Consider the following 20,171-nt stretch of genomic DNA (forward strand, 5'->3'; position numbering starts at 1 on the left):
CTAGTCTCGTATCGCGATGACGGCCTGCGAATTGCGTTGTGGCGCAGCGGCTTCTCCGGCGGGGAACTCGCGGCCGTATTCGGCGAACAGCTCGGGCCGTCGCCGAGCGGTCACCGACCAGCCGCCGTCGGTCAGGTAGTCGACGACCGAATTGCGCTCGCCGTCGTACCAGAGGTTGGCCAGGTCGAGTTCGAGCCCGTGTCGACGCCACTGCTCGCTCAGCACCTGTCCGCGCTCGCGCAGGTCCACCGCCATGCCCGGCAGGTGGTACTCGGTCGCCAGCCGGCTGCCCTGGGCGCTGAGCGCGGTGATGTTGTCGAACAACCGGTCCTGGGCCTCGGGCGGCAGGTAGGCCAGCAGTCCCTCGGCGCTCCACGCGCTCGGCGCGCTCGGATCGAAGCCTGCCGCCTGTAATGCCGCAGGCCAGTCGTCGCGCAGGTCGACGGCCACGGTGCGGCGTTCGGCCGTCGGGGCTGCCCCGATCTGCGTCATGGCGGCCGTCTTGGCCCCGATCACCTCGGGCTGGTCGATCTCGTAGACCACGGTGCCGTCCGGCCAGGGCAACCGGTAGGCGCGCGAGTCCAGACCGGAGGCGAGGATGACCGCCTGCCGGATGCCGGCGTCGCCGGCGGCTCCGGTGGAATTGCCGCCTACGGCGGCGATGAAGAAGTCGTCGAAGAACTTGGTCCGCACCGCCATGATCCCCGTCATCAGCGCCGCGCCGGAGGCCAGCTCACCGTCGAGGCCGATCTCGCCGTCGACGAGTTTGGTGAAGAACTCCACCCCGACGGCGCGGACCAGGTCCGCCGCGTAGGGATCGTTGATCAGCGGATCGGGCTCGGCAGTCGCCATCGCGCGTGCCGCGGCGACCATCGTCGCCGTCGCGCCCACGCTGGAGGCCAGATCCCAGCTGTCGGTGTCAGACCGTGCCATCGCTCGCCCGCCTCACTTCTCGGCGCTGATGTAGAGGACCGATGCCGCGTGGGCCTCATCCTCGACAGGAGGCAGACCCGTCCGGACCAGCAGATCGTTGGACGAGATGCCCGTGGTCTTCCAGGCATGTCCTTCCAGATACGTCGTCACGTCGGCACGGTCGCCGAGGAAGATCAGCTCGTTGAGGTCCATGTCCAGGCCGTGCGCCCGCCAGCGGTCGGTGAACTCCTGCATCTTGGCCCGGATCGTCTCTTCGTCGTTGGACTCGGTGGCTGGCACGCCCTCGACACCGAATCGGCTGCCGGGCGCACTCAGCGCGGTGACCTGGTCGAGCAAACGGTCCTGGGCGTCCCCCGGCAGGTAGCCCAGCAACCCCTCGGCGATCCATGCCGTCGGCACCGACGGGTCGAATCCGGCCTCGGCCAACGCCGAGGGCCAGTCGAAGCGCAGGTCGATGGCCACGGTGCGGCGGTCGGTGGTCGGTACCGCGCCGAGGTCCGCCAGGGTGGTGCTCTTGAACTCGATCACCTCGGGCTGGTCGACCTCGTAGACGACGGTGCCGGCAGGCCACGGCAGCCGGTATGCCCGTGAGTCCAGTCCGGTGGCGAGGATGACCGCCTGCCGGATGCCGGCGCGGCACGCGCTCAGGAAGAAGTCGTCGAAGAAGCGGGTGCGGGCGGCCATGCCGTTGGCGAATCGGATCAGCCCTGTTGCGGCCTCCTCGTCGAGGCCCTCGGTGGTGAAGTTCTCGTCGGCGAGCTTGGTGAAGAAGTCCATCCCGACAGCGCGGACCAGGGGAGCGGCGAAGGGGTCGTCGATCACCGGATCATCGGCATTGGTGGCCATTGCGCGCGCTGCCGCGACCATCGTCGCCGTGGCACCCACGCTGGAGGCCAGATCCCACGAGTCGTCGGCAGTCCGGGCCATGAATTCCCCTTTGTTCAGTCGAAATCAACGTGTTAGTTAGGTGGTGTAATGAGCTGTCGCCGACTGTACGCTCCGATTCTGAAGAGAAGCTCTGCTCCGCAGCTCGGCCAGATCCCGGCCGGATCGAGGCGGGCGGGCGCGGGTGCATGACGGGGGTACTCGGGGGCAACTGTTACTCTCGTAGACTGATTTGACGACTGAGTTCGCAGGCTGCGCGCCTGCCGGGCGGTCGTAAACGACTTGACCATTGACGCTGGCTCCACCAGCCCCGTTTGGCACGCCGCGCTGAGAGGTCGGCTGCGCAGGAGGAAGAGTGCTTTCGGCTTTCATCTCATCGCTGCGGACGGCCGACCTCAGACGCAAGATCCTGTTCACGTTGGGTCTGGTGATTCTCTACCGGGCCGGCGCGTCGATCCCGTCTCCGGGGGTTAACTACCCGAACGTCCAGAAGTGCATCGAGCAGGTCAGCGGCGGCGACTCCGCCCAGATCTACTCGTTGATCAACCTGTTCTCCGGCGGCGCGCTGCTGCAGCTGACGGTGTTCGCGGTGGGCGTCATGCCCTACATCACCGCCAGCATCATCGTGCAGCTGTTGGTCGTGGTGATCCCGCGTTTCGAGCAGCTGCAGAAGGAAGGCCAGGCCGGTCAGGCCAAGATGACGCAGTACACGCGTTATCTCTCGATCGCGCTGGCCGTCCTGCAGGCCACCAGCATCGTGGCGCTGGCCGCCAACGGCGGACTGCTGCAGGGCTGCAGCCTCGACATCATCCAGGACACCTCGGTCTTCGGACTGATCGTCATCGTGCTGGTGATGACCGCAGGCGCAGCGCTGGTGATGTGGATGGGCGAGCTCGTCACCGAGCGGGGCATCGGCAACGGCATGTCGCTGCTGATCTTCGCCGGTATCGCCGCCCGGATCCCGTCCGAGGGCCAGACCATCCTGGAGAGCCGCGGCGGCCTGGTATTCACCGCCGTCGTTGCCGCGACGCTGCTGATCATCGTCGGCGTGGTGTTCGTCGAGCAGGGCCAGCGCCGTATCCCGGTGCAGTACGCCAAGCGCATGGTGGGCCGCAAGATGTACGGCGGCACGTCCACCTACCTGCCGCTCAAGGTGAACCAGGCCGGCGTCATCCCGGTGATCTTCGCGTCATCGCTGATCTACATCCCGCATCTGATCACCCAGCTGATCCAGAGCGGCAGCTCCAATCCGGGCACCGGATGGTGGGACAAGTTCGTCGCCGACTATCTGACGAATCCCGCCGATCCCGTCTACATCGCGATCTACTTCGGTCTGATCATCTTCTTCACGTACTTCTACGTGTCGATCACGTTCAACCCGGACGAGCGCGCCGACGAGATGAAGAAGTTCGGCGGATTCATCCCGGGCATCAGGCCCGGCAAGCCCACCGCGGATTACCTGCGGTACGTGCTCAGCCGGATCACGCTGCCCGGCTCGATCTACCTCGGTGTGATCGCCGTCCTGCCCAACGTGTTCCTACAGATCGGCAACACCGGCTCGGTACAGAATCTGCCGTTCGGCGGTACCGCGGTCCTCATCATGATCGGTGTGGGTCTGGATACCGTGAAACAGATCGAGAGCCAGCTCATGCAACGTAACTACGAAGGGTTCCTGAAGTGAGAGTCGTTCTACTCGGACCGCCCGGTGCGGGCAAAGGCACGCAGGCGGAGAAGCTGTCCGAGAAGCTCGGCATCCCGCAAATCTCCACCGGGGACCTGTTCCGCAAGAACATCGGCGACGGCACTCCGCTCGGGCTCGAGGCCAAGCGCTACCTGGACGCCGGCGATCTGGTGCCGGCCGAGCTGACGAACCGCCTCGTGGAGGATCGCATCGATCAGGCCGACGCCGCCGACGGTTTCATCCTGGACGGCTACCCCCGCTCGGTCGAGCAGGCGGGCGCGCTCAAGGACATGCTCGCCGCACGCAACCACAAGCTCGATGCAGTGGTGGAGTTCCAGGTGTCCGAGGACGAGCTGCTGACCCGGCTCAAGGGCCGTGGCCGCGCCGACGACACAGACGAGGTCATCCGTAACCGCATGAAGGTCTACCGCGACGAGACCGAGCCGCTGCTGGAGTACTACCGCGACGACCTGAAGACCGTGGATGCGGTGGGCGCCCTCGACGAGGTTTTCGCCCGCGCGTTGCACGCACTGGGTAAGTGATCAGATTGCCGGGGTTGCGCAAGCGCAAGGTCGTTGCGCAGCGCAGCGCCGGAGAGTTGGACGCGATGGCCGTGGCCGGGGCGCTCGTCGCCTCGGCACTGCGGGCCGTCCGGGCGGCCGCCGCCCCCGGCGTATCCACACTCGAGCTGGACCAGATCGCCGAGTCCGTCATCCGTGACGGTGGCGGCACCCCGTCGTTCCTCGGCTACCACGGATTTCCGGCCAGCATCTGTGCCTCGGTCAATGACCGTGTGGTGCACGGCATTCCGTCAGCGGGCGAGAAGTTGGCTGCCGGTGATCTGGTGTCCATCGACTGCGGCGCGATCGTCGACGGATGGCACGGTGACTCGGCCGTCACCTTCGGCGTCGGCGCACTCATCGCCGCCGACGAAGCTCTTTCTGCAGCAACGAAATCCGCCATGGAGGCCGGGATCGCCGCGATGCTGCCCGGAAACCGGCTCACCGACGTCTCGCACGCGATCGAGGTCGAGACCCACGCCGCCGAGGCCCGTCACGACCGCAAGTACGGGATCGTCGACGGCTACGGTGGTCACGGCATCGGCCGCCAGATGCACATGGACCCATTCCTGCCCAACGAGGGTTCACCCGGGCGCGGTCCCTACCTGGAGCCCGGTTCGGTACTGGCCATCGAGCCCATGCTGACCCTGGGCACCACCGAGACCGTGATTCTCGATGACGAGTGGACCGTCGTCACCGCAGACGGGACCCGCGCGGCGCACTGGGAGCACACCGTCGCCGTCACCGAAGACGGGCCCCGAATCCTCACCCGGTAATTAACGCCAGCAATCAATACTCGAAACGCGCGCCATCGCTGGTGTCAGCCGGCGCGCAAAGGTTCTAATTGAACCGGATCGCCACCAACGTCGTGTCACAGACGGAGGTAGGGAAGTGGATGATCCGGAGGCCGCCATGATGCGGGTGCTCTACGACGAGCATGCTGCTGCGCTATGGCGCTACGCCCTGCGGCTCACGGGTGATCGGGCCCGGGCCGAGGACGTGGTGCAGGAAACGTTGCTGCGTGCGTGGCGTCACCCAGATGTCACCGCCGACACCGACCGTTCGGCACGGGCGTGGTTGTTTACGGTGGCGCGAAACATGATCATTGATGAACGCCGGAGCGCCCGCTTTCGGAACGAAACCGGGGTGTCCGACCCCGAACAGGTGGCAGAGCATTCGAAGGCTGCCGCCACCCCTGACAAAGTGGACAACGCGTTGGACCGAATCCTCCTGACCACGGCATTGAGCCAACTTTCCGACGAACACCGGGCAGTGGTCCGCCGGGCGTACTACCAGGGCTGGACCACCGGGCAGATCGCGGACGATCTGCAGATACCCGAGGGCACCGTGAAATCGCGGCTGCACTATGCGGTACGCGCGCTGAGACTGAACTTGCAGGAGATGGGGGTGACACGATGACACAGTTCGGTGTGCCCCACATCCCTGATCCGGTCGAGTTCGACAAGTACCGGACCTGGGATGCGGCCTACGTGCTGGGTTCGTTGGAAAGCAGCGAGCGACGCGAGTACGAGGCTCATCTGGACGGCTGTGCGCAGTGCCGTTCCGCGGTGGCCGAGTTGACCGGCATGCCCGCGCTACTGGCCATGCTCGATCTCGACGACGTGCTCGCCCTCGAATCCGAAGAGCCCGATCCGCCGCTGCGGCCCGAGGTGCTGCAGTCCGTCCTGGCCAAGGTCAGCTGGGGCCGGCGTCGGTCCCGCTGGGTGACCACGGCAGCCGTGGGCGTGGCCGCTGCACTGCTGGCGCTCGGTGTGGTGGTCGGCATCCGGCCCGAGGTGTTCGGCCTGCACAGCGGCTCCGAGCAGCAGAGCGCCCAGATGCTGGCGATGAGCAAGGTCTCCGATACGCCCATCAACGCCAGCATCGCGATGACCAGTTACTCCTGGGGCACTCGCATCGACATGGCCTGCAGTTATGGCAGCTGGGGTAAGCAGGACGCGCCCCCGCAGAACCTCGGCATGATGGTGATCGGCCGGGACGGCAGCCGCAACGAGGTCGCGACGTGGATCGGGTTGTCCGGCGCCACTGCGCTGCCCAGCGGCAACACTCAGATGCCGATGTCGGATATCGCTGCGGTGCAACTGGTTACGTCGCCCGAGGGCAAGGTACTGCTCGAAAAGCAGCTCTGAGCGCCGAGCGTCCGTTCGGCTACGGCGCTCGGGGCAGCTCGGGTTCTTTGTGCGCGCTCAGCAGAAAGCCGGACATCACGATGTGACCGGCGCCGTCACGCTCCACCCCGGGCGCTGACGCCGGTCCGCCGGCTGGGTTGTCGTTGCCGTACAGCTTGGCCGGGCGCACCTCGTCGACGGTCCAACAGGTGGCGACGGTGTCGCGCAGTTCGTCGGCGGTGAAGCCGTTGGGTCCGGGAGCGTCACCGCCGAAGGGCCTTGTCGCGAAGGCCAGGATGTACAGCTTCGCGTCCGGTGCCGAGGCCCGGTGGATGGCCTGGATGTAGGGGCGGCGCCCGTCGATCGGTAGCGCGTGCAGAAGGCCACTGTCGATCACGGTGTCGAACCTGCCGTCATAACCGGTGAAGGTGGTCATGTCGGCCTGCGCGAAACTGGCTGTGGTCAGGCCACGTTCGGCTGCGGCGGCGACTGCCGCTGCGATCGCCGTCGGGCTGGCATCCAGTCCGACCACGGTGAAACCCCGTTCGGCCAGGGCCAGCGAGAGTGCGGCATGGCCGCATCCGGAGTCGAGCACCTCGCCGCGAACCTTGCCCTGCTCGATCAATCGCGCGAGCTCGGGCTGTGGGGCACCGATGCTCCACGGCGGCGGGGTTTCCTGACGATAGGCGTCTTCCCAATCGATACCCGGCTGTGCCATCCGATGCCTCCGATCCCAACGACCCCTGCCCTCCACTATCCCCCTCGGTTCCGGCTGATCTTGATGGTGTCCTGAACATTTCCTGCGGTGTCGCCGGGAGTTCGGACGAATCCGCCCCCACGGTGAACCGCCGCCGCCCACGGGTCGTGTCACTGGCAGAGCACGGAAGTAGGTGACACATGGTCAAGGCGCACAGGGTGGTGGACCACATCGTCGGGTCCCTGGCGGCAAATGGGATCTCGCACCTCTTCGGTGTGGACGGCGCCAACATCGAGGACCTCTACGATGCGGCGTACTTTCGGGACGACATCACCGCGGTGCTGGCCAAACACGAATTCTCCGCTGCCACAATGGCGGACGGCTACAGCCGCAGCGGCGCCGGGATCGGCGTGGTGGCGGCGACGTCCGGTGGCGGTTGCCTCAACACCGTGCCCGGCCTCGGTGAGTCCCTGGCCAGCCGGGTTCCGGTGCTGGCCCTGATCGGGCAGGCACCGACAACGCTCGACGGCCGCGGGGCCTTCCAGGACACCAGTGGCGACAACGGGAGCCTGGACGCGTACGCCCTGTTCTCGGCGGTCTCGGTGTACTGCCGCAGGGTGCTGACACCCGGCGACATTCTCACGGCGCTGCCCGAGGCGCTGGCAGCCGCCCGAACCGGCGGACCCGCGGTCCTGTTGCTGCCCAAGGACGTTCAGCAGGCCGAGGTGGCCGGGGTGGACGGAAGCCGCGTCAACGGGCGAGCCAACGGGAGCGTCCACCCGGCCGGGGCGGGCATCCACTTCGGCGATCCGCAGGTGCTCGAAGAGGCGTTGCGCCGGGCCGACGGGCCGATCACGATCATCGCCGGCGAGCAGGTGGCCCGCGACGACGCCCGCGCCGAACTCGAACGACTTCGGGCCACACTGCGTGCCCGGGTGGCCACGGTGCCCGATGCCAAAGACGTGGCCGGCACCCCGGGACTCGGCTCGTCCTCCGCGCTGGGGGTAGCCGGTGTGATGGGGCACCCCGGGGTACCTGCCGCCGCAGGTCAGAGTGCATTGTGCCTGCTGGTGGGAACCCGCATGACGGTGACGGCGCGGGCCGGTCTCGACAGCGTGCTGGGTTCGGTACCGACCTACTCGATCGGCGCCCAGGTGCCCTATCCGTCGTGCACCCATGTCCACTCGGGCGACCTGCGGGAATCGTTGACACAGCTGGCCCGCGCGTTGTCCGGGGCGGGCCGTCCGACCCAGGTCCGGGTGCCCGACCACCTGCCGCGCACCGAACTGCGCCCACCGGACCACCACGGTCCCGGTATCCGGTACCGCGACGCGATGGCCGTGCTCGACGCAGACCTGGCCGACGGCACCGATATCGTCGTCGACGCCGGCAACGTGGGGGCCTCGGCCATCCACTACTTGCCCGCCCGCCGTGACGGCCGCTTCATGGTGGCGCTGGGCATGGGCGGCATGGGCTACAGCTTCGGAGCCGGGATCGGGATGACGTTTCACCGCGCCGCTGATGCAGCCACCACCGGCACCGCAAGGCGCACCGTCGTGATCGCCGGTGACGGCTCATTCTTCATGCACGGCATGGAGATTCACACCGCGATGCAGTACCGGCTGCCGATCACCTTCGTGCTGTTCGACAACCACGCGCACGCCATGTGCGTCACCCGTGAGCAGCTGTTCTATGAGGACCGCTACTCGTACAATAGGTTCGGCCCGAGCCGGCTCGGTGCCGGGCTGGCCGCGATGTTCCCCGGCCTGCCCGCCTACGACGTCGCCGACGTCGGCCAACTGCCCCGGGCGTTGGGTATGGCACTGGACACCGACGGTCCGTCGGTACTCAGCATCGAATGTTCAGCCGACGAAATCCCGCCGTTCGCAGCATTTCTCGCCGCCGACAGTGCCCATTCCAATCCAGACGACCCTTCCAATCCAGAGGAGAACAGGACCCATGTCACTGCCCGCGCTTGAAGACATCACGGTCCATCGGGGTACCCCCACCCCGCTGGACGGCCTCATCCGGATCGAGACCTCGCCCAAGGAGCAGGCCACCCCGATCATCATGGACATGATGCGGTCGGTCTACCCGCACGACCAGGTGTTCGGTCAATACTGCACGGTCAACGACTTCATCGAGTGCCCACCCGACGAGTTGTTCGACTACCTGTCCGACACCCGCTGCCTGGAGGAGTGGACCTACAGCCTGCGTGGTTTCACCCCGACCGAGGAGCCCGGGCTGTGGCTGGCCCACGACCGGCTCGGCGCCGGGCCGTCGGGGCCAGGCAGTGAGATCTACACCCGCACGGTGGCCCACCGCGACGCGCTGACCGTCGACTACCACTGCGCCTGGGATCAGGGAAAGCACCTGTGGATGATCTACCTGATGCGCATCGTCGACGCGCAGGTGGTCTTCGACAAGCCGGGTTCGGTTGTGCTGTGGACGAATTGCCATCATCCGTTCTACGACGAGAACCCCTACCCGGAGACCGCACCCCCGGCCCGCCCGGTGTGGGTGGGGGATTTCTGGGACATGTTCGGCCCCGGACACCTACTGGAACTGCGAAACCTCAAGGCAATCGCCGAATACCGGCACCGCAACGGCCTGTCGGTCACCCCGGCCTGGATGAAGTGAGGTCCAGCCATGACTGCGCAGACACCCGTCAGCCTCATCGATGTATCTACCTACCTGCCCGGTGACCCGGTCAGTGCCGACTACTACGCCGGGTTCGCCGAAACCGACGAGTTGGCCGAGAACGTGATGTTCCGAGCCCCGCGGTTCCGTCATCACGTCGGGCCCGACGAAACCGCGATCGACATGGTCGAGCGGGCTGCCGCCGGATTGATCGAGCGGCACGGTGCAGATGCCATCACCGGGGCCGACGTCTTGATCACTCACACCCAACTGCCCGACATGCCATTCTATGGTGGCGGCGGCGGCATGGCCCATCGGCTGGGCATGAAGCCCAACTGGGTGATCGACCTGCACAACGGCGGCTGTGCCGCGTTCGTGCTGGCGCTCAAAGTGGCGCGCACCCTGCTGCGTTCGGGTGAGGGCCGGACCGCGGTGATCGCGATCGCCCAGAACTCGGCGGGCCAGGTGTTCGACCAGGAGACCATCCGGAGCAAGGCGCAGGCGGCGGTTCCCGGCGATGGGGCCGCGGTCGGGTTGGTGACGCTGTCCGACCGGTCACCCATCCTCGACGTCGAATGCCGCACCTATGGGGAGTACGCGGGCGACATGACCGTCGTCATGGACCCGCCGCGCAAATGGTGGCAGGCCGGCCCGGGGGAGGCTTGCATCGGGTTCACCGAGAGCAAGATCACCAAGGTGCTGGCACGGGGCAACCGACAGGTGCCCGAGGTGTCCTATACGGTCTGCGACCGAATCGGGGTGCAGCCCAAGGATATCGACCTGCTCGTGACCAACCAGCCCAATCGCGTGTTCCTGCGGAACTGGCGCGACGCGTTGGAGCTGCCCGAATCGAGACACGTCGATACTTTTGATGATTGCGGAAACCTGTTCGCCGCAGGCATTCCGGTCAACTTCGACCGGGCCGTCACCGGCGGTCGGGTGAAGGCCGGCGACACCGTGCTGATGGCCGCCTTCGCTCACGCCGGTGACTTCGCCGGCGCCGCGGCCGTGCGCTGGGGCGGTCGCGGCGACTCTGGGAACGCGTGATGGTGGCTCCCCGCTCGGCACTGCTCGACGCTGTCGGGGCGCTGCCGCAGGCGGTCAACCCGCTGGCACTGTCGCTCAACGAATGCCCTTTTCCGCCGTTGCCCGCAGTGCGTTCGGCATTGCGGGCGTGCGATGAGGCCGCCAACCGGTATCCGGAGTTCCTGCCGCAGCGGTTGCGCTCGCTGATCGCCCGCCATGACGGGATAGCCGAGGAGCAGGTGATCGTCGGAGCCGGCGCGACCGGGGTCATCATGCAGGTGCTGCATGCGGTGACCAGCCCCGGCGACACCATGGTGATGGCGACTCCCACCTTCGACGGCTATCCGATCTTCGCGCAGATGGCACGGCTGCGGACGGTGACCGTTCCACTCGACGAACACGGACGGCACGACCTCGACGCGCTGGCCGAGGCCGCCGGGCGGGCCAGGGTGGTGGCGGTGTGCCGGCCGCACAACCCGACCGGCACGATCGAACCGGCCGACGAGATCGAGCGCTTCCTGACCCGGCTGCCCTCGGACACCGTCGTCCTGTTGGACGAGGCGTATGTGGAGTTCCTGGCCGCCGAGCACCGCATCGACGGACCGAGCCTGGTCGCCCGGTTCGGCAATGTCGTGGTGGTGCGCACCTTTTCGAAGGCCTACGGTTTGGCCGGGCTTCGGATCGGCTATGGGTTCTGCGCACCGGATCTCGCCCGCGACCTGTGGCGGATGCAGTTGCCGTTCGGGATCGGGATCAGTGCCCAGGTGGCGGTCGCGGCGTCCTATTCTGCGGAAAATCAACTGCGTCAACGTATCCGGATGATCGCCGCGGAACGGCGTTATCTGCAGATGCGGTTGCGGGCGCTCGGCGTCTACAGCACCGACGGGCAGGCCAACTTCCTGTTCCTGCCGGGCCGGCCGACGTCGTGGCCGGAGGTGTTCGACGGCAGCGGACTGCAATTGCGTCACTACGCCGACGGCGGGGTGCGGATCACCGTGGGATCCCGGCAGTCCACCCGGGCGGTGCTGAGCGCGGTGACCGCCGCGAGTTGAGGACCGGCCGGCCGGACCCGATGCCTGCAGAATGCGCGGTACCCGCCGGGCGATGCGGTAAGAAGAGGCGTGACCTCGCCACCAGACAAGCGTGACCCGATCGCGCAGGCCCGCGCCAACTGGGAGGCGGCCGGTTGGGGCGAGGTGGCCGGCGGGATGGTCGCGGTGACCTCGGTGATGCGGGCCCACCAGATCCTGCTGGCCCGGGTGGAGACCGCGCTGCGGCCATACGATCTGAGCTTCTCCCGGTTCGAGTTGCTGCGTCTCCTGGCTTTCAGCCGGTCCGGCGCGCTACCGATCACGAAGGCCTCCGATCGCCTTCAGGTGCACGTCACCAGCGTCACGCACGCGATCCGGCGCCTGGAAGCCAACGGGCTGGTGGAACGGGTCCCGCACCCGACCGATGGGCGCACCACGCTGGTGCGCCTCACCGAACTCGGGCGGTCGACGGTCGAGGACGCCACGGTGACCTTGAACGAGCAGGTGTTCGCCGATGTCGGGATGTCGGACGAGCAGTCACGTGCGCTGGTCACATCGATCGAGACCCTGCGCCGACACTCCGGTGATTTCTGAGTCGGCTTTGTGGCTACCCCCACTAGCGTTGAACGCAGTGGAGGGGAGTGCCGATGGACGCCAAGCGGGTGGGTGCGGCGCTCGGCGCCGTCGCTGTCGTACTGATGGCGGCCTGTAGTACCACGACCTCCGGGACGGCCACCGCCCCCGATGACGTCACGCCGTTCACGGCGACATCGAAGGCGCCCAAGCGAACTCTCACTCAGGTCCCCAGACCGACCGCCGGTTCGCCGCGCGGTTCGGCGGGGTTGCCGCCGGAAGCGTTCGCCGAGGTCCGCGCCGCCGGCATCCGGGGTTCTGACAACGCCATCGGTGATCAGCTGATGATGGCCTGCATCATGGCCGGCGGCAGCTTCAACAAGACCAAGCAGGATGTCGTCAACGTGCTGACCCAGATGGGCAGCAAGCTGCCGCCGGACGCGCTCATGACGATCGTGAACGTGGCGCTCAAATACGAGTGCCCCGAACTTGCCGGGAAACTCGGCGGCTAGTTGACATCACAGCTGGTCCGCGAACCGGAGGCTGAGGAACTCCGGGGCCTTGATCACCCGGCGCAGCATGAAGCGGATGAACGCGGGCATGTCCGTGGCTTTGTCGTCGTGGTACACCTCGGGCGCGGTCAGCCGGTAGATATGACGTCGCGCCTCCAACTCGCACCCGCCGGCGGCCAGCACATTGCGTACCCAGTCCGCCTGGGAGCCGTAGGTCAGCGCGATGACATAGCCGTGCTGTCGGCGGAACGCCCACAGCGGCGTCCGGAAGGTGCGGCCGGACTTGCGCCCCCGGTGGATGACAACGGCCCACCCCGGCGCCCATGGCGCGATGAACTGGGTGAGCTTGTTGAGGCCGATCTTGTTGGCATGGGCGACCCATCGCGGAGCGGGCATCTGATAACTCCTCAATTGTGGAATTAATGATCCGAGCGTAATCCTGGCCCGACCAAGAAGTCAACGACTGTAGAATTTCGGAATTATGCCGCCACGTGGACGCCGACCGGGACAGCCCGGAACCCGTGACGAGCTGGTGGCCACCGCCCGACGGATGTTCGCCGAGGGCGGCTACGACAAGACCTCACTACGCGACATCGCGGCGGCCGCACAGGTCGATCCGGCCCTGATCCGGCACTACTTCGGCAGCAAGGCCGACCTGTTCCGGGCCACCGTCGGCTGGCCGTTCGACCCCGAAAAGTTCAGCGGACGCATCCTCGACGACGGCCCCGACCGTCTCGCCGAACGTCTGACCGAGGCCTTCTTCGGACTCTGGGAGCACCCCGACACCCGCTCGCCCCTGTTGGCGATCCTGCGCGGCGCGGCCACCCACGAGGAATCGGCAGCCCTGGTCCGTCAGTTCATCGAGCAGCGGCTCTACCCGCAGATCGCCACCGCCCTGAGCGGTGCCGACGCGGAACTACGGGTTGATCTGGCCATGGGCCAGCTGCTGGGCATCGCCTATCTGCGCCACATCCTGCGCATCGAGCCGATCGCGTCGCAACCGACCGAGGAGCTGATCGCCCGCGCCGTGCCCGCGGTGCGGGCGCACCTTCAGGAGAGCTGATTCGGTCGCTACTCGATCACCGAAGGCAGCGGGATGGCTGCGGTCACCGTCGTACCCGCGCCCGGCCTCGACCGGATGTGCAGCCGGCCGCCGACGATCTCGGCCCGCTCGGCCATCGACAACAACCCGTAGCCGCCCATCTCGTCACTGCCCAGCGGATGCTCGAAGGTATCGAATCCTTTTCCGTCGTCGACGATTTCGAGCCGGGCCACCCCGTCGTCGACCGAGAAGGTGAGCCGGGCCCGGTCCGCCTCGGCGTGTTTGACCACGTTCTGCAGGCATTCCTGGGCGATGCGGTACAACGCCAGCTCGATATGGTCGGGCACCCGGGTCTCGGCGAGGTCGACGTCGATGGGGATTCGCGGGATCGAGCGGGCCAGGCTGGCCAGCCCGCCCGACAGGCCGAGATCGTCGAGTACCGGCGGACGCAGCCCGCTGATCGCGGCCCTGGCCTCCTGCAGTGTCAGCGCGACCAGTTCGCGGGCCGCCGCCAGCTGTTCGGCCACCGTCTCGGGGTCGACCGCGCGGGCCGCGGCGTCGAGCCGGTACGACAGCGTCACCAACCGCTGCGAGATGCCGTCGTGAATATCGCCGGCCAGCCGGCGCCGCTCGAGTTCCTGCGCCTCGATCACCTGCTCGACGAAATTCTCGTGTGCGCGCTCGCGCGCCACCAGCTGTCGGTGCAGCCGGGCCTGGTGCAACGCGCCGGCGATGAGCCGGCCGATCACCAACAGCAATTCCACGTCGCGCGGGGTGAACTCACGGCGGTCGACGGTGTGCACGTTCAGCACTCCGACCAGCCCACCCGGACCGGTCTCCATCGGGACCGACACCATCGAGGTGAAGTCACGCCCACGCAGCGATTCGAAGGGCATGTAGCGCGGATCGGACTCCTTGTCGTGGCTGATCACCACGGGCTGCCGGTGGCTGGCCACCCACCCCGAGATGCCCTGCCCGAGCGGCAGCCGGATCTTGCCGATCTCGGCATCGAACGGTGGCGTGGCCCCGGCCAGCGTCAGGGCGCGCTCGGAATCGTCGAGAACGTGCACGAAGCAGACATCGGTGGCGGTCGACGCGGTGATCATCCGGGCCGCCGCGGCGGCCAGCGGCTCCACTCCAGGACCGCTCGATGCGGCCCGGATGAGCTCGCGCAGCAGCGCCAGTTCTCCCTCGGCGGTCAGCTCGATGGGGCCCGGTTCTGAGGTCGCGTCGCGTCCCGGCTTCTCTGGCTCGGCATTCACTGGTAGATGCCCTCTCGCAGTGCAGTGGCCACCGCGCCCGCCCGGTCGCTGACCCCGAGCTTGCGGTAGATGGAGCGCAGGTGGGTCTTCACGGTTTCCTCGCCGATCACCAGCTTGTTGGCGACCCCGCGGTTGGACAGCCCCGCGACCACGAAGGACAGGATCTCGCTCTCGCGCTGGGTCAGTCCCTGCCGGACACCGGGCCAGAACTCGTCGCGTTGCAGGCGGGCCGCGGTACCCGCCGCCCGTGCCGCCATCCCCGGATCGATCGCCGTCTGCCCGCTGTGGGCGAATTCGATCTGACGGACCAGCTCGTCACTGCTGATGCTCTTGAGCAGATACCCCGACGCACCCACCCGCAGCGCCTGGAACAGGTATTGCTCATCGTCGTAGACCGACAGCATGACCACCTTGCGGTCCGGATCGCGCTCGCGCAGCACCCGGCACAGATCCAGCCCGCTGGAACCCTCCATGCGGACGTCGCACAACACGATGTCGGGGTCCAGCGTCTCGATGACGCTCAGCGCCCGCTCCGCGCCGACGGCCTGACCGACCACCTCGACCCGGTCGTTGAACGCAGCAAGCATGGCCTTGAGACCCTCGATGACCATTTCGTGGTCGTCGACCAGCACAAGGCGCACTGGATTGGAGGGCGCCATGGCATCACCCTAAGGGTGGTACCGCAGTCGGTAGATCAACTTGACCGGCCCAATCCCCCGTAGGGGGGACGCGCGACCGATGTGACGTGGGCCACTCTCATGGGGTGTCGTCAACACAAGAGAAGTCATGGCGGGCCGGGCGGTTCTGGTGGGACTGTTCGCAGCCTGATCCGAGTGCCCATCCACTGCGTGCGGTGATCCTGGACCTCGATGCGTTGTCGGATCTGGACGTCGACGGACATCGCGTCGTCTTCAACGCCGCCTTCGCCGCGCACGGTCTGCCCATTCACTGGGGTGTCGCGCGTTACCAGCAGCTTCTCGCGCTGCACGACGAGCGCCAGCGGGTCACCGCCGAGCTGCGCAAGCGGTGCGTTGGCCCGGACTGCGACGTGCTCACCGAAGTCCTCGCCGACGAGATCTGCATGACCAAGGACATGATGTTCGACGAGATGATCCTCGACGCCGGCCTGACGCCGCGGCCGGGTCTGGAGGATCTGATGAACGACGCGTTCCTGGCCGGGCTGCCGGTCGGGGTGGTGGCCGCAGGCCGTCGGCGCTGGGCCGAACCCCTGGTGCGCCAGCTCGTCGGGGATGGCCTGGTGGAAACCGTCGTCACCACCGATGACGTGAGTGAACCCGGCGCCGAGCTGTACCGGCATGCGCTGGACGAGCTGGGTGTGGCAGGCCACGACGCATTGGCCATGGTCGGCTCGGCCGCGGGCCTGCGGTCGGCCAACGCCGCGGGGATGGCGGGCGTGATGATCGACCCCGACGCCGGAGCGGTTTCACCCGGCGCGGTTGCGGTGCGGCCGGACTTCGCCGGCCCCGATGCACTGCGGCTACCGGCCTGCCAGCGCCTGCACACCCAGTGGTGGGTTCAGCGCAGCCCGACTGCTGCATAGGTTTCCGCGCCGTCAGCTGCGGAGCGTCTCGATCACGGCGCTGAAGTCCTTGTCGGCGTGGTCGGCAGCGAATTTCGCGTAGATCTCAGCCGCATGCGTGCCCAGCGGGGCCGATGAGCCCGTGGATTGCACGGCGGCCATCGCCAGCCCGAGATCCTTGTTCATCAGCGCGGTCGCGAACCCCGGCTTGAAATCATTGTTGGCCGGGGAGGTCGGAACCGGCCCGGGCACCGGGCAATTCGTGTGAACGGCCCAGCAGTTGCCGGTTGCACCGGTGATCACGTCGAACAGTGCCTGTTTGTCCAGACCGAGCTTTTCGGCGAGGACGAATGCCTCGCCGACAGCGATCTGCTGCACCGCCAGCACCATGTTGTTGCACACCTTGGCGGCCTGGCCGGCGCCGGCGGCGCCGCAGTGGATGATCTTGCCCGCCATGGGTTCCAGCACAGGCCGCGCGGCGTCGACTGCTTCATCGGTACCGCCGACCATGAACGCCAGCGTCCCTGCCACCGCGCCCTTGACGCCGCCGGAGACCGGGGCGTCGAGCTGGGCGAAGCCGTGCTCGAGGGCCACCTTGTGCACCTCGCGGGCGTCGTCGACGGAGATCGTGGAGCTGTCGATGAACAGGGCCCCGTCGGCAGCCGCGGGCAGCACCTCGGCGTAGCAGCTCTTCACCAATGCGCCGTTGGGCAGCATGGTGATCACCACGTCAGCACCGCTGACTGCCTCGGCGCCGGTGGCGAACACGTTGACGCCGTTGGTCTTTGCCGCCTCCTGCGCGGCGGGCACCGGGTCGAAACCGCGCACGGTGTGCCCGGCGGTTACCAGGTTGGCGGCCATCGGCCCGCCCATGTTGCCCAGCCCCAAGAACGCGATCGTGCTCACGTACGTCTCCTATGCAGAGTTGCGGGCGCGGCTCGATTCCGAGCGACCGATGACCACGCGCATGATTTCGTTGGTGCCCTCAAGGATGCGGTGCACCCGCAGATCCCGGACGATTTTCTCCAGACCGTACTCACGCAGATAGCCGTAGCCGCCGTGCAGCTGCAGCGCCTGATCGGCCACCTCATAGCAGGTGTCGGTGACGTACCGCTTGGCCATCGCACACAACGTGACCTTGTCGGGGTGGTTGGCATCCAGCGCGGATGCCGCCCGCCACAACATGTTTCGGGACGTCTCCAATCCGGTGGCCATGTCGGCGAGGGTGAACCGGATGGTCGGCTCGTCGAGCAGGGCCCCGCCGAACGCCTGGCGGTCGGCCAGGTAGCTCAGCGTCTTGTCGTAGGCGGCCTGCGCGCCGCCCAGCGAGCAGGCCGCGATGTTGATCCGACCGCCGTTCAGACCGTTCATCGCGATCCCGAACCCGGTGCCCTCGGTGCCGCCCAGCAGGGCGTCGGCCGGAACCCGCACCCCTTCGAAGATCACCTGGGCGGTGGGCTGGGCGTTCCAGCCCATCTTCTGCTCCTGCGCGCCGAAACTCAGCCCCGCCGCGTCCTTTTCGACGACGAACGCGGAGATGCCCTTCGGTCCGTCCGCTCCCGTCCGGGCCATCACCACGTACACGTCGGAGCTGCCTGCGCCGGAAATGAACTGCTTGACCCCGTCGAGCACCCAGTCGTCGCCGTCGCGCACCGCCCTGGTTCGCAATGCCGCCGCGTCCGAACCGGCGCCCGGTTCGGTCAGGCAGTAGCTGGCGATGGCTTCCATCGACGCCAGCCTGGGCACCCAGGTCTTGCGTTGGTCCTCGGTGCCGAAGCTGTCGACCATCCACGCACACATGTTGTGTATGGACAGGAATGCCGCCAGGGTGGGGTCGGCGACCGCGAGCTGCTCGAAGATGCGTACCGCATCCAGGCGGCGCAGCCCGCTGCCGCCGGCGTCCTCGCCGCAGTAGATGGCGCCCATGCCGAGTTCGGCCGCCTCGCGCAATACGTCAGTCGGGAAGTGATGGGTCTCATCCCATTCCAACGCGTATGGCGCGATGCGCTTTTCGGCGAACGCGGCCGCCGTGTCGGTGATGACACGGTCGTCCTCGCTCAGGCTGTACGGGTCGTTCAGATTCACGGGTTAGCTACTTCATGGTCGGGATGACGAACTCGGCGCCATCCTTGATGCCCGACGGCCACCGCTCGGTGACGGTCTTGGTCTTGGTGTAGAACAGGATCGAATGCGGCCCGTGCTGGTTGAGATCGCCGAAACCGGACCGCTTCCAGCCGCCGAAGGTGTGGTAGGCCACCGGCACCGGGATCGGCACGTTGACGCCGACCATGCCGACCTGCACGCGGGAGACGAAGTCGCGGGCTGCATCCCCGTCGCGGGTGAAGATCGCCACGCCGTTGCCGTACTCGTGCTCCGACGGCAGTTTCAGCGCCTCTTCGTAGTCATGCGCCCGGACGATGCACAGCACCGGGCCGAAGATCTCGTCGGTGTAGATCGACATGTCGGTGGTGACGTTGTCGAACAGGGTGGGGCCGATGAAGTAGCCCTTCTCCAGGCTGGCGTCGCCGAAAGTCAGCTCGCTGCTTGCCCGTTCGCGGCCGTCCACCACGAGCTCGGCCCCGGCGTCGACGCCCTGGCCGATGTAGTCGCGCACCCGCTCCAACGCGGCGCCCGTGACCAGTGGCCCGTAGTCGGCCTTGGGGTCGAGGCTGTGACCGACCCGCAGCTGGTTGACCCGCTCGACGAGCCGGTTGCGGAGGCGGTTCGCGGTCTCTTCACCGACCGGTACCGCGACACTGATGGCCATGCAACGCTCGCCCGCACTGCCGTAGCCGGCGCCGATCAACGCGTCGACGGCCTGGTCCAGATCGGCGTCGGGCATCACGATCATGTGGTTCTTGGCGCCGCCGAAGCACTGGGCCCGCTTGCCGTGCGCGGCCGCGCCCGAGTAGATGTACTGCGCGATGTCGGAGCTGCCGACGAAGCCGACAGCCTTGATGTCCGGGTGCTCCAGGATCGCGTCGACGGCTTCCTTGTCGCCCTGCACCACCTGGAACACGCCGGCGGGCAGGCCGGCCTCGATGAACAGCTCGGCCAGCCGCAGCGGGACCGAGGGATCACGCTCGGAAGGCTTGAGTACGAACGCGTTTCCGCATGCCAGCGCCGGGCCGGCCTTCCACAGCGGGATCATCGCGGGGAAGTTGAACGGGGTGATGCCCGCGACGACGCCGAGGGGCTGGCGGATCGAGTACACGTCGATGCCGGTGCCCGCGCCCTCGGTGAACTCGCCCTTGAGCAGGTGGGGGATGCCGACCGAGAACTCGATGACCTCAAGCCCGCGCTGGATGTCGCCGTGTGAGTCGGCGACGGTCTTGCCGTGCTCCAGGGACAGCATCTCGGCCAACTCATCCGCGTGCTGGTGCACCAGTTCGATGAACTTCATCAGCACCCGGGCGCGGCGCTGCGGGTTGTAGGCGGCCCATTCCTTCTGGGCCTCGACGGCACCGGCGACGGCGGCGTCGACATCGGCGGCCGAGGCCAGCACCACCTGTGCCTGCACCTCGCCGGTGCTGGGGTTGAGCACATCGGCGGTACGGGTCGACCCGGCGGTGGAGCGCTGGCCGTTGATGAAGTGGGGGATCTGTGTAGTCATGACATTCCGTCCAGGATTGTGCGCAGTGGTGGCAACTCGGGGCTCAC

The 20,171-nt window shown here is 67.3% G+C and carries 22 protein-coding genes; 13 read left to right on the forward strand and 9 right to left on the reverse strand.

Annotated elements, in window-relative coordinates; genetic code table 11:
• Together AC4LGL_RS04930 and AC4LGL_RS04935 are read right to left on the reverse strand one after the other, a co-directional pair.
• Positions 1-933, reverse strand: a complete 933-nt coding sequence (locus AC4LGL_RS04930) for an SAM-dependent methyltransferase (protein WP_491837872.1) — start codon at positions 931-933, stop codon at positions 1-3.
• A 12-nt stretch (positions 934-945) separates the two neighbouring features.
• Positions 946-1,860 (reverse strand): class I SAM-dependent methyltransferase, encoded by a 915-nt coding sequence (locus tag AC4LGL_RS04935; RefSeq protein ID WP_491837873.1) that lies wholly within the window; start codon positions 1,858-1,860, stop codon positions 946-948.
• 313 nt (positions 1,861-2,173) lie between these two features.
• Between AC4LGL_RS04935 and secY the strand changes: the two genes are divergently transcribed.
• The 5 genes from secY to AC4LGL_RS04960 all read left to right on the forward strand — a co-directional run bounded on the left by secY (position 2,174) and on the right by AC4LGL_RS04960 (position 6,209).
• The gene (gene secY, locus AC4LGL_RS04940) at positions 2,174-3,499 is read left to right on the forward strand and encodes a preprotein translocase subunit SecY (protein ID WP_491837874.1); all 1,326 of its coding nucleotides are present in this window, start codon (positions 2,174-2,176) and stop codon (positions 3,497-3,499) included.
• The gene (locus AC4LGL_RS04945; RefSeq protein WP_358020960.1) at positions 3,496-4,041 is read left to right on the forward strand and encodes an adenylate kinase; all 546 of its coding nucleotides are present in this window, start codon (positions 3,496-3,498) and stop codon (positions 4,039-4,041) included. Before secY ends, AC4LGL_RS04945 begins: the two co-directional genes overlap by 4 nt.
• Complete coding sequence (gene map / locus AC4LGL_RS04950; protein WP_491837875.1) at positions 4,038-4,835, forward strand: type I methionyl aminopeptidase; 798 nt, start codon at positions 4,038-4,040, stop codon at positions 4,833-4,835. Before AC4LGL_RS04945 ends, map begins: the two co-directional genes overlap by 4 nt.
• A gap of 115 nt (positions 4,836-4,950) precedes the next feature.
• Entirely contained in the window at positions 4,951-5,478 is a 528-nt protein-coding gene (locus tag AC4LGL_RS04955; RefSeq protein WP_064932768.1) for a sigma-70 family RNA polymerase sigma factor, read from the forward strand.
• The gene (locus AC4LGL_RS04960; RefSeq protein WP_491837876.1) at positions 5,475-6,209 is read left to right on the forward strand and encodes an anti-sigma factor family protein; all 735 of its coding nucleotides are present in this window, start codon (positions 5,475-5,477) and stop codon (positions 6,207-6,209) included. Before AC4LGL_RS04955 ends, AC4LGL_RS04960 begins: the two co-directional genes overlap by 4 nt.
• A 19-nt stretch (positions 6,210-6,228) precedes the next feature.
• Here AC4LGL_RS04960 and AC4LGL_RS04965 read toward each other — a convergent pair whose 3' ends face one another.
• Positions 6,229-6,906 (reverse strand): class I SAM-dependent methyltransferase, encoded by a 678-nt coding sequence (locus AC4LGL_RS04965; protein ID WP_491837877.1) that lies wholly within the window; start codon positions 6,904-6,906, stop codon positions 6,229-6,231.
• 179 nt (positions 6,907-7,085) lie between these two features.
• Between AC4LGL_RS04965 and AC4LGL_RS04970 the strand changes: the two genes are divergently transcribed.
• The 6 genes from AC4LGL_RS04970 (at position 7,086) to AC4LGL_RS04995 (ending at position 12,667) form a co-directional block, all read left to right on the forward strand.
• Positions 7,086-8,864, forward strand: a complete 1,779-nt coding sequence (locus AC4LGL_RS04970) for a thiamine pyrophosphate-binding protein (protein ID WP_491837878.1) — start codon at positions 7,086-7,088, stop codon at positions 8,862-8,864.
• Complete coding sequence (locus tag AC4LGL_RS04975; protein ID WP_491837879.1) at positions 8,845-9,525, forward strand: SRPBCC family protein; 681 nt, start codon at positions 8,845-8,847, stop codon at positions 9,523-9,525. Before AC4LGL_RS04970 ends, AC4LGL_RS04975 begins: the two co-directional genes overlap by 20 nt.
• A 9-nt stretch (positions 9,526-9,534) precedes the next feature.
• Positions 9,535-10,572, forward strand: a complete 1,038-nt coding sequence (locus AC4LGL_RS04980) for a 3-oxoacyl-ACP synthase III family protein (RefSeq protein WP_491837880.1) — start codon at positions 9,535-9,537, stop codon at positions 10,570-10,572.
• Entirely contained in the window at positions 10,572-11,603 is a 1,032-nt protein-coding gene (locus AC4LGL_RS04985; RefSeq protein WP_491837881.1) for a pyridoxal phosphate-dependent aminotransferase, read from the forward strand. The genes AC4LGL_RS04980 and AC4LGL_RS04985 overlap by 1 nt, the downstream gene beginning before the upstream one ends.
• Positions 11,604-11,672: 69 nt before the next feature.
• Positions 11,673-12,176, forward strand: coding sequence for a MarR family winged helix-turn-helix transcriptional regulator (locus AC4LGL_RS04990; protein WP_491837882.1), 504 nt, complete (start codon positions 11,673-11,675; stop codon positions 12,174-12,176).
• A 53-nt stretch (positions 12,177-12,229) separates the two neighbouring features.
• Entirely contained in the window at positions 12,230-12,667 is a 438-nt protein-coding gene (locus AC4LGL_RS04995; protein WP_491837883.1) for a hypothetical protein, read from the forward strand.
• Between the two features lie 6 nt (positions 12,668-12,673).
• Here the strand turns inward: AC4LGL_RS04995 and AC4LGL_RS05000 are convergent, their stop codons facing one another.
• Positions 12,674-13,063, reverse strand: a complete 390-nt coding sequence (locus AC4LGL_RS05000) for a nitroreductase family deazaflavin-dependent oxidoreductase (RefSeq protein ID WP_491837884.1) — start codon at positions 13,061-13,063, stop codon at positions 12,674-12,676.
• Between the two features lie 85 nt (positions 13,064-13,148).
• Here AC4LGL_RS05000 and AC4LGL_RS05005 point away from each other — a divergent pair, with 85 nt between their 5' ends.
• A complete protein-coding gene (locus AC4LGL_RS05005) occupies positions 13,149-13,730 on the forward strand; it encodes a TetR/AcrR family transcriptional regulator (protein WP_491837885.1) in 582 nt (193 codons plus the stop codon).
• A gap of 8 nt (positions 13,731-13,738) precedes the next feature.
• Here the strand turns inward: AC4LGL_RS05005 and AC4LGL_RS05010 are convergent, their stop codons facing one another.
• Positions 13,739-14,917, reverse strand: coding sequence for a GAF domain-containing sensor histidine kinase (locus AC4LGL_RS05010; RefSeq protein WP_491839269.1), 1,179 nt, complete (start codon positions 14,915-14,917; stop codon positions 13,739-13,741).
• A 50-nt stretch (positions 14,918-14,967) separates the two neighbouring features.
• Complete coding sequence (locus AC4LGL_RS05015) at positions 14,968-15,630, reverse strand: response regulator (protein WP_491837886.1); 663 nt, start codon at positions 15,628-15,630, stop codon at positions 14,968-14,970.
• Positions 15,631-15,734: 104 nt separating this feature from the next.
• Here AC4LGL_RS05015 and AC4LGL_RS05020 point away from each other — a divergent pair, with 104 nt between their 5' ends.
• The gene (locus AC4LGL_RS05020; RefSeq protein WP_491837887.1) at positions 15,735-16,532 is read left to right on the forward strand and encodes an HAD family hydrolase; all 798 of its coding nucleotides are present in this window, start codon (positions 15,735-15,737) and stop codon (positions 16,530-16,532) included.
• A gap of 12 nt (positions 16,533-16,544) precedes the next feature.
• On the opposite strand, the gene mmsB is transcribed toward AC4LGL_RS05020, so the two are convergent.
• Genes mmsB through AC4LGL_RS05035 form a run of 3 tightly spaced genes read right to left on the reverse strand, consistent with a single transcriptional unit; the run spans position 16,545 to position 20,124 of the window.
• Positions 16,545-17,417: a 3-hydroxyisobutyrate dehydrogenase gene (gene mmsB, locus AC4LGL_RS05025; protein ID WP_491837888.1), complete on the reverse strand. Its 873-nt coding sequence runs from the start codon at positions 17,415-17,417 to the stop codon at positions 16,545-16,547.
• A 9-nt stretch (positions 17,418-17,426) separates the two neighbouring features.
• Complete coding sequence (locus tag AC4LGL_RS05030; protein ID WP_491839270.1) at positions 17,427-18,590, reverse strand: acyl-CoA dehydrogenase family protein; 1,164 nt, start codon at positions 18,588-18,590, stop codon at positions 17,427-17,429.
• 13 nt (positions 18,591-18,603) lie between these two features.
• The gene (locus AC4LGL_RS05035) at positions 18,604-20,124 is read right to left on the reverse strand and encodes a CoA-acylating methylmalonate-semialdehyde dehydrogenase (protein WP_491837889.1); all 1,521 of its coding nucleotides are present in this window, start codon (positions 20,122-20,124) and stop codon (positions 18,604-18,606) included.
• Positions 20,125-20,171: the final 47 nt, after the last annotated feature.

Source organism: Mycolicibacterium arcueilense, assembly GCF_058536225.1.

What these genes read in the sequence shown, in the direction of transcription:
- AC4LGL_RS04970 (WP_491837878.1), top strand. Translation starts at nt 7,086, where the DNA reads ATGGTCAAGGCGCACAGGGTGGTGGACCACATCGTCGGGTCCCTGGCG.
- AC4LGL_RS04935 (WP_491837873.1), bottom strand. Translation starts at nt 1,860, where the DNA reads ATGGCCCGGACTGCCGACGACTCGTGGGATCTGGCCTCCAGCGTGGGT.
- AC4LGL_RS04975 (WP_491837879.1), top strand. Translation starts at nt 8,845, where the DNA reads ATGTCACTGCCCGCGCTTGAAGACATCACGGTCCATCGGGGTACCCCC.
- AC4LGL_RS04980 (WP_491837880.1), top strand. Translation starts at nt 9,535, where the DNA reads ATGACTGCGCAGACACCCGTCAGCCTCATCGATGTATCTACCTACCTG.
- AC4LGL_RS04930 (WP_491837872.1), bottom strand. Translation starts at nt 933, where the DNA reads ATGGCACGGTCTGACACCGACAGCTGGGATCTGGCCTCCAGCGTGGGC.
- AC4LGL_RS05035 (WP_491837889.1), bottom strand. Translation starts at nt 20,124, where the DNA reads ATGACTACACAGATCCCCCACTTCATCAACGGCCAGCGCTCCACCGCC.
- AC4LGL_RS05015 (WP_491837886.1), bottom strand. Translation starts at nt 15,630, where the DNA reads ATGGCGCCCTCCAATCCAGTGCGCCTTGTGCTGGTCGACGACCACGAA.
- AC4LGL_RS04960 (WP_491837876.1), top strand. Translation starts at nt 5,475, where the DNA reads ATGACACAGTTCGGTGTGCCCCACATCCCTGATCCGGTCGAGTTCGAC.
- AC4LGL_RS04995 (WP_491837883.1), top strand. Translation starts at nt 12,230, where the DNA reads ATGGACGCCAAGCGGGTGGGTGCGGCGCTCGGCGCCGTCGCTGTCGTA.
- AC4LGL_RS05005 (WP_491837885.1), top strand. Translation starts at nt 13,149, where the DNA reads ATGCCGCCACGTGGACGCCGACCGGGACAGCCCGGAACCCGTGACGAG.
- AC4LGL_RS04965 (WP_491837877.1), bottom strand. Translation starts at nt 6,906, where the DNA reads ATGGCACAGCCGGGTATCGATTGGGAAGACGCCTATCGTCAGGAAACC.
- AC4LGL_RS04985 (WP_491837881.1), top strand. Translation starts at nt 10,572, where the DNA reads ATGGTGGCTCCCCGCTCGGCACTGCTCGACGCTGTCGGGGCGCTGCCG.
- AC4LGL_RS05000 (WP_491837884.1), bottom strand. Translation starts at nt 13,063, where the DNA reads ATGCCCGCTCCGCGATGGGTCGCCCATGCCAACAAGATCGGCCTCAAC.